Source organism: Streptomyces sp. NBC_00273 (assembly GCF_036178145.1).
In the GTDB taxonomy this organism is placed as follows: Bacteria; Actinomycetota; Actinomycetes; order Streptomycetales; family Streptomycetaceae; genus Streptomyces.
The window spans coordinates 2,547,291-2,554,860 of sequence record NZ_CP108067.1 but is presented as its reverse complement, the minus strand read 5'-3'; the positions used below and the strand labels follow the sequence as shown (position 1 = coordinate 2,554,860).

Here is a 7,570-nt window from a genome sequence, read left to right as displayed (position 1 = left end):
CCGCACCCGGTCCCAGCAGGGGGTGCCCCGTCCACCGGACGGGGCACCCCCTTTCCCGCGTATAGCGGGTCGATAGGGCGGCGACCGACGCTGATCGGGAATCTGCCGCAGACGGGGCAGGGAGAGGCACGGACACATGACCGACCGAACGATCGATGCTGCCCCGAGACAGGACGAGGATCCCGGCGGGGCGCCCGCCGTCCCGCTGCGCCGCAACAAGGACTTCATCCGTCTGTGGGTCGGTGCGGGCATCTCCCGGTTCGGTACCACGGTCAGCGTGGTGACCTACCCCCTGCTGGTGCTGTGGCAGACGGATTCGGCCGCCGCCACCGGCTACGTCGGCTTCGCCGGCGCCCTGCCGAACCTGCTGGTCCAGCTGCCCGCGGGCGCCCTGGTCGACCGCTGGGACCGCCGCAAGGTGATGCTGTGGTGCGACGGGATCCGGCTGCTGGCCTTCCTCGCGGTCGGCGCCGCGGCCTTCGCCGGGCACGTGTGGGTGCCGTTCGTGATGGCCGCGGCCTTCGTGGAGGGCTCGCTGGGCATCTTCTACCAGCGTGCCGAGCAGGCCGTCGTACGCAACGTCGTGCCACCGGGGCAGCTGCCCGCGGCCCTGTCGCAGAACCAGGCCAGGGGCGCGGCGATCGGGCTCCTCGGACAACCGCTCAGCGGACTGATGTTCACGATGTCCCGCTGGATGCCGTTCGCGTTCACGGCGGTGGCGAACGTCATCGGGCTGCTGTGCGTCCTCTTCCTGCGCCGCGACCTGCGGCCCGCGCGGACCGAACCGCCGAAGAGCCTGCACGTCGACATCAAGGACGGGATCCGCTGGCTGTGGCGGCGCAGGTTCCTGCGCGTCATGACGGCCGTCTTCGCCGGCAGCAACCTCGCCTTCCAGGTGCTCGGCCTCACCATGATGGTCGTCGTCAAGGACAACGGCGGCACCCCCGCGGTCCTCGGCGTGGTCGCCTCCGTCGCCGGCATCGGAGCCCTGCTCGGGGCGGTCGTGGCCGGCTGGTGGGCGGCCCGGTTCAGCCTCTACACGACAGCCGTGCTCGGCCACCTCGCCTGGCTCGTCCTCATGCCCTCCATGGCCTTCCTGACCAGCCCGGTCGCCATCGCCGCGGTGGCCGCCGGGAACATGTTCGTGGCCAGCCTCTTCAACGTGACCGGCAACGTCTACATGACGCGCACCACCCCCGACGAACTGCAGGGCCGGGTGATGGGCACCTCGGCCTTCCTGACCTCCGGGGCGAACGCGCTCGGCTCCCTCGTCGGCGGTTACGCGCTCGCCTGGGCGGGCGCGGCCTGGACGGGCGTGGCCGTGGGCGTCCTGATCCTCGTGCTCACCGTCACCGTCGCGTTCAGCCCCTCGGTGCGCGCCGAGGGCCGGTCCGCGGAGTCCGGCACCGGCTGAGCCTGCCGCCCCCGCACCCGGACACGGAACCGGCCCCGCAGCCATCGAGGCTGCGGGGCCGGTCGCGCATGAGGGGAGGATCAGCCGGCCTCGCCGCTGATCCCGGCGAGGATGCTGCGCCCGTCGCCGCCCCGCAGGGCCAGGGCCGCGGGGAGCACGGCCGCCGTCAGCGCGATGGCGGCGCTCACGGCGAGCAGTTCGCCGAGCGGAACCCACGGCACCATCGCCGGGGTCTCGCCGACCAGCCGGGTCAGTGCCGCCCACGAGCCGGTGATGCTGATGGCCGAGGCGGCCGCGCCGATCACGGCGCCCGCCGCGACGCACATCAGCGTCTCCACCGTCACGGCCCGGAGCACCTGCCCCTTGGTGGCGCCGGCGAGCCGCAGCATCGCCAGCTCGCGGCGACGGTCGCTGACCGTCATCACGAGGGTGTTGGCCAGCGCGAGCAGCGCGTACAGGACCGACAGGCCGAGGATCATCAGCATGCCGTTGCGGGAGCTCTCCGCATTGGCGTCGGTGGCCGCGGCCGAGACTTCGTCGGGAGTGCTCACCTTGGCCCCCAGACCGTGCACGGCCGCTTCCAGGGCCGCCGCGGCACCTGCGCGGTCCGCGCCGTCCCGCACCCGTACGGTGATCCGGCCCGGCAGGCCGGAGCCCGCGTACGCGGAGTCCACGTACGCCCGCACGCTGTCGTTGCCCGGTGCCAGTACGGCGGCGACCCGCAGCTCCTTGGGGGTGCCGTCCGCCAGCCAGAGCTTGACCGTGTCACCGGCGTGCGGTGAACCCGGCCAGATGCTGCTCACCACGACGGACTCGGGGCCGAGGGCGGAGAGCGAGCCCTCGGACACCTTCAGCGCGGACAGGTCCCCCAGCGCCGCCGCGTCGACGGCGGCCGCCGCGCGGGCGACCGCGGGCTTGGGCCCGCGGTCGGCGAGCAGCATCGTGGGCGTGCTGACCAGCGTCGTGACCCCGGGTACGGACTGCACCCGCTGGACCACGGCCCGGCTCAGGCCCGGCGTGCCGGCCGGCGAGACGACGAAGTCCGAACGGGAGAGCTGCTGGCGGACGTTGCTGACCTGAGCGGCGTTGATGGTGTTGATCGTCCCCAGCAGGCAGCCGGCGAGGCTGATGATGATCACCACGGGAGTGCTGGTGGCGGCCGTGCGGCGGAACGCGGTCAGCGCGCTCTGCCGGGCGGTCGTCCACACGACGCCGCCCGCCTCCTCGGCGTCGGGGTCGCGGCGCCGGGCGGCCGCGGTGGGCAGCGCCGTCAGGAACCTGATCAGCGGGCCGGCGACCACCCCGGCGAGGGTGACGCAAGCGCCGACGATCAGCAGGCACAGGGAGGCCGAGGCGGCGGCGTTCGAGCCGGCCTCCGGCTGCACGGCGGCCGTACCGGAGACGGCGGCGACGCCCGCGGCCAGGGCCAGCCCACCGAGGACCCAGCGCACCAGGTTCCCGGCCCGGGAGCTCCGTTCGACCGCCGCGTCCCGCAGCGCCTCGCCGGGGGCGACCCGGCCCGCCCGAACGGAGGAGACCATGACGCCGGCCAGCGCCGTGAACATGCCGATGCCCGCCGCGCTCAGCAGCGCCCACCAGGGCACCGGCACCGTGAAGTCCGCGGTGACGATGGAGTGGTCCACCAGCCAGTTCCGGGCCAGCGGGGCACCGGCCAGGCCCATCAGGGCGCCCGTGGCCGAAGCGAGAACGCCGACGAGCACGGCCTCGCACCAGATCACGCGGCGCAGCTGGCGCCGGGTGGATCCGACCAGCCTCAGCAGGGCCAGTTCCCGGCGGCGCTGCGCGATCGACAGCGCGAAGGTTCCGGCGACGACGAAGACGGCGACGAAACCGGCCACCCCGGCCGCCAGACCGAGCGGAGTGTCCACACTGTCCATCTGGGCCAGCAGGACGAGGTGGTGGGGGTCGGCGACGGCGCGCTCGCTGCCGGTCAGGACGGAGACACGGGCACCGCCGGCCGCGGCCACGGCCTTGCGCACCTCTTCGGCCGGTCCGTAGGCGGCCAGGGCATCGACGGCGGGGGAGAGGCGTGCCGCCGCGCCGTCCGAGAAGAACAGCGCGTGTTCGAAGGGGACTTCGTCGGTGACCCCGGTGACGGTGGCGGTGCGCGGCCCGGTACCGGTCGTCAGGCGCAGCTGCTTGCCGATGAGCGCGGTGTCACCGCCGCCCACCACGAGCTCGTCGTCCGCGGCGGGCGGCCGGCCGCCCGCCAAGCGGTAGCCGCCGGCCTCGTGCGCCGACCAGCCGCGCCCCACCTGGTCCTTGGGCCCGCCCTCGAGCTGGGCGTAGAAGCTGTGGTCCTCGATGACCCGGCCGGTCGCGGCAACGGCCGCCACGAGCTGCGGGGTCAGCCCCGGCTGCTGGGGCAGTGCCGTGCTCTGGGCCTGACCGGACGTGCCGACGACGTCGATCGTGCTGTTCGGGACGACGACGACCGGCGCCTCGGACCAGCGCTGCCGGGCGGAGTCCACGACGCTGCCGGTCGCGGCGATCACCGGGATCGCCGTCGCCATCAGTCCGACACCGAAGGCGAGCGCGACGAAGGTGCCGACGAAGGACACCCAGCGCACGCGCAGGGTGGCGAAGGCGACGCTCAGCATGCGACGGCCTCCAGACTGGTCATACGGGCGGCCACCTGCTCGGCCGTCGGGGCCTCCAGGGAGCCGGCGAGCCTGCCGTCGGTGAGGAAGACGACGCGGTCCGCGTACGAGGCGGCGACCGGGTCGTGCGTCACCATGACCACCGCGCGGTCGCCGTCGTCCGCGAGGGCGCGCAGCAGACCGAGCACCTCGCGCCCGCTCTTGGTGTCCAGGGCGCCCGTCGGCTCGTCGGCGAGGACGACCGCGGGGCGGCTGATCAGCGCCCGCGCGATGGCGACGCGCTGCTGCTGGCCGCCGGACAGCTCGCCGGGCCGGTGCCGGGCCCGGTCGGCCAGGCCGACCGACCCGAGCGCCGCCAGCACCTCGGACTTCTTGGGCCGCCGGCCCGACAGCTTGAGGGGGAGCGCGACGTTCTGAGCGGCCGTCAGGGACGGCAGCAGGTTGAACGACTGGAAGACGAAGCCGATCTTCTCGCGGCGCAGCACGGTCAGTTCCCGGTCGCCCAGACCGCCCAGCTCGGTGCCGCCGACGAGCACGGTTCCGCTGTCGATGGACTCCAGTCCCGCGGCCGCGCGCAGCAGCGTCGACTTGCCGGATCCGGAGGGCCCCATGATGGCGGTGAAGGTGCCGACCGGAAAGCCGAGGCTCACCCGGTCGAGTCCTACGACGGGCTCGGGTCCGGAACGGTAGGTCTTTGCGACGGAGCGGAGTTCGACACCGAATCGTGTAACGGTCATGTTGGCAAGTACACCTTCCGGCCCATTGCGGAACAATGAACTGCGGATCAGTCATGGGGGTGGTGCCTGCACCACCCCCGGGGTTCAGTGGATGCGGATCCCGCCCTTGCCGGTGCGCACGGTCACGGCGTGCCGGGCCGTGCGGTTGACCGGGAGGGAGATCATCGGGGCCGTGTCGCTGTGCGTCTCGACGGCGTACTCCGTGCCGGCGGGCAGGGAGAGGTCGACCGCGCCGGTGTCCGTGAACACGTCGAGCGCGACGGGCGGTTCGGCGAAGTCCCCCCGCACCGCGCCCCGGGAGGTCTCCACGGACACCCGGGAGGAACGGCTGTCGGCGAGGGTGGCGGTGCCCGAGTCGGTGCGCAGCCCGACGGGACCGGCCGCACCGCGGACATCGATGGTCCCGGTGCCCGTCCGCAGATCGAGCGGGCTGGCGAGGCCACTGGCGGAGATCGCACCGGAGCCCGCGCCGACCCGGGCGGCCAGCCCGGCCGGGACCGCGATGTCCAGCCGCAGGGAGCAGCCCGTGCGGCACGTGGCCCGGACGGAGACCCGGCCGTCCCCCGAGCCGACCGACACCTCGGGCCGGGGGCCCGACCAGGTGCCCGTCGCCGCGACCCGTACCTCGGAATCGGTGCCCGGCCGCAGCGAGACGGCGGTGCCCTCGGTCTCGACCTCGAGCAGGGAACTGCCCGCGGCATCGGCCTGCAGCTCCTGCTCGAATCCGCGGGGGGCCGCGAGCAGGGCGACGATGCCCAGGCAGGCGCAGGCCACGGTGACGGCCAGCAGCGCGAGGCCGCCGCCGACGGCCCACCCGCGCTCCCGTGCCGACGCCGGACGGGCTGACGTACGGATCTCAGGCTCCCAGGTAGCGCAGGACGGCGAGGACGCGCCGGTGCCCGCCGCCGTCCTCCTTGGGCAGGTCCAGCTTCGCGAAGATGTTGTTGATGTGCTTGCCCACCGCGCTGTGCGTGATCGTCAGGGCCGTCGCGATGGTCGCGTTGGACTCGCCCTCGGCCATCAGCGCCAGCACTTCGAGCTCGCGGGCCGTCAGCGCCGTCAGCGGGTCCTGCCGGCGGCTGCGGGTCAGCAACTGCTTGACGACCTCCGGGTCGAGCACCGTCTCGCCCGCCCGCACCCGTTCCAGCGTCTGGACGAAGTCGTCCACGTCGGAGACACGGTCCTTGAGGAGGTAGCCGATCCCGCCGGTGTTCTCGCCGACGAGGTCGAAGGCGTACCGCTCCTCCACGTACTGGGACAGCACCAGGACCCCGGTCCCCGGCCAGCGGCTGCGGATCACCAGGGCCGCGCGCAGCCCCTCGTCGACGAAGGTCGGCGGCATCCGGACGTCCACGACGCAGACGTCCGGGCGGTGTTCCGCCACGGCGGCCAGCAGGGCCTCACCGTCGCCGACCGCGGCCGCCACCTCGAAACCCTCCTCGCCCAGCAGCAGCACCATGCCCTGCCGCAACAGGGCGGAATCCTCCGCGATCACTACCCGCATTGCACATCCACTTCGATCAGAGTCGGGCCGCCCGGCGGGCTGGTCACCGTCAGCGTGCCGTCGATCCCCGCGACCCGCCCGGCCAGCCCGGCCAGTCCACTACCGCAGGCCGGATCCGCCCCGCCCGCACCGTCGTCACCGATGATCACACGGAGTCGGTCGCCGTCCCGGCGGATCTCCACCCACGCCCGGGAGGCCCCGGCGTGCTTGGCGACGTTGGTCAGCGCCTCCGTGACCACGAAATAGGCCGCGGACTCGACGGCGGCCGGGGGCCGCGGCTCCGCCTGCACGTCCACGGTGACCGGTACGGGTGCGCGGGCCGCGACGGCGGTGAGCGCGGCGCCCAGGCCCCGGTCGCTGAGCACGGGAGGGTGCAGCCCCCGGGCCAGTTCCCGCAGCTCCGTGATGGCCGCACGGGCGTCCTCGCGGGCGCCCTCCACGATCTCCCGCGTCGCCTCGTCACCCGACTTGCGCAGACGGGAGACCACCCGGCCCAGCGTCATCGCCACGGCCACCAGCCGCTGCTGCGCCCCGTCGTGCAGATCGCGCTCGATCCTCTTGCGTTCCGCCTCGACGGCCGCGAGCAACAGATTGCGGCTCGAGGTCAGTTGCACGACCCGCTCGGTGAGCTCGAGATCCCGGGGCGGAGCCAGCAGGGCCCGTCCGAGCGCCGCGTCGAGGGCCGCCAGGGCCCGCACCAGGACGGGCGAGACGAACACCCCGAACAGTACGGCGGCCGCGGAGACCACGAGGGACTCGCCGAACCCGTCCACGGAGACCGGGCCGAGAGCCGCCCGGCCGCGCGGCAGCCGGTCGTAGTAGCCGGGCAGCGCCACGAGGGTGAGCGGCACGGCCCAGGCGAGCGCGACCCCCGCCCCGGTCACCACCGACACCGGGATCAGCGCCACGAAGTACCCGAGCTCCCGCCACGCGCAGCGGTCGCGGGCCAGCGACCGCAACGCGGGCAGCAACGGCCCGACCCGCCGGACGCGGGGCGGCGCCGGGATCTCCACCCGGCAGGTCGCGGCGAAGCGGCGGCGTTCCAGAGCCGCGAGCCGGCCCAGCGCCCAGCCCGCGGCGACCACGACGGGTACGCCGGACAGCGCGACGGGCAGCAGGACGATTCCGGCCACCAGCGCGAGCAGGACGGCCGCGGCCGCCAGGGCGATCGCCCCATCGGCCGCGAGATGCGCGCATCCGCCCCACAGCGCGGCCGACCGCAGCGCACGCCACGGCCGCCGCGGTATCGCGCCGCTCACACCGGCCGTTGCCATCCGCCCTCACCCCACTCTTC

Annotated in this window: 6 protein-coding genes; 1 reads left to right on the top strand and 5 read right to left on the bottom strand. The window is 74.1% G+C overall.

Features of this window, described 5'->3' with window-relative positions; translation table 11 throughout:
* Positions 1–136 precede the first annotated feature (136 nt).
* Complete coding sequence (locus tag OG386_RS10845) at positions 137–1,414, top strand: MFS transporter (protein ID WP_328787962.1); 1,278 nt, start codon at positions 137–139, stop codon at positions 1,412–1,414.
* Between the two features lie 80 nt (positions 1,415–1,494).
* Here OG386_RS10845 and OG386_RS10840 read toward each other — a convergent pair whose 3' ends face one another.
* The 5 genes from OG386_RS10840 to OG386_RS10820 all read right to left on the bottom strand — a co-directional run bounded on the left by OG386_RS10840 (position 1,495) and on the right by OG386_RS10820 (position 7,550).
* Entirely contained in the window at positions 1,495–4,035 is a 2,541-nt protein-coding gene (locus OG386_RS10840; protein ID WP_328787961.1) for an ABC transporter permease, read from the bottom strand.
* Positions 4,029–4,772: an ABC transporter ATP-binding protein gene (locus OG386_RS10835; protein WP_328787960.1), complete on the bottom strand. Its 744-nt coding sequence runs from the start codon at positions 4,770–4,772 to the stop codon at positions 4,029–4,031. Before OG386_RS10835 ends, OG386_RS10840 begins: the two co-directional genes overlap by 7 nt.
* Before the next feature lie 84 nt (positions 4,773–4,856).
* Positions 4,857–5,546, bottom strand: a complete 690-nt coding sequence (locus OG386_RS10830) for a hypothetical protein (RefSeq protein ID WP_328787959.1) — start codon at positions 5,544–5,546, stop codon at positions 4,857–4,859.
* A gap of 82 nt (positions 5,547–5,628) precedes the next feature.
* On the bottom strand, positions 5,629–6,276 hold the full coding sequence (locus tag OG386_RS10825; protein ID WP_328787958.1) for a response regulator transcription factor: 648 nt from the start codon (positions 6,274–6,276) through the stop codon (positions 5,629–5,631).
* Positions 6,267–7,550, bottom strand: a complete 1,284-nt coding sequence (locus tag OG386_RS10820) for a sensor histidine kinase (RefSeq protein ID WP_328787957.1) — start codon at positions 7,548–7,550, stop codon at positions 6,267–6,269. The genes OG386_RS10825 and OG386_RS10820 overlap by 10 nt, the downstream gene beginning before the upstream one ends.
* Between the last annotated feature and the right edge of the window lie 20 nt (positions 7,551–7,570).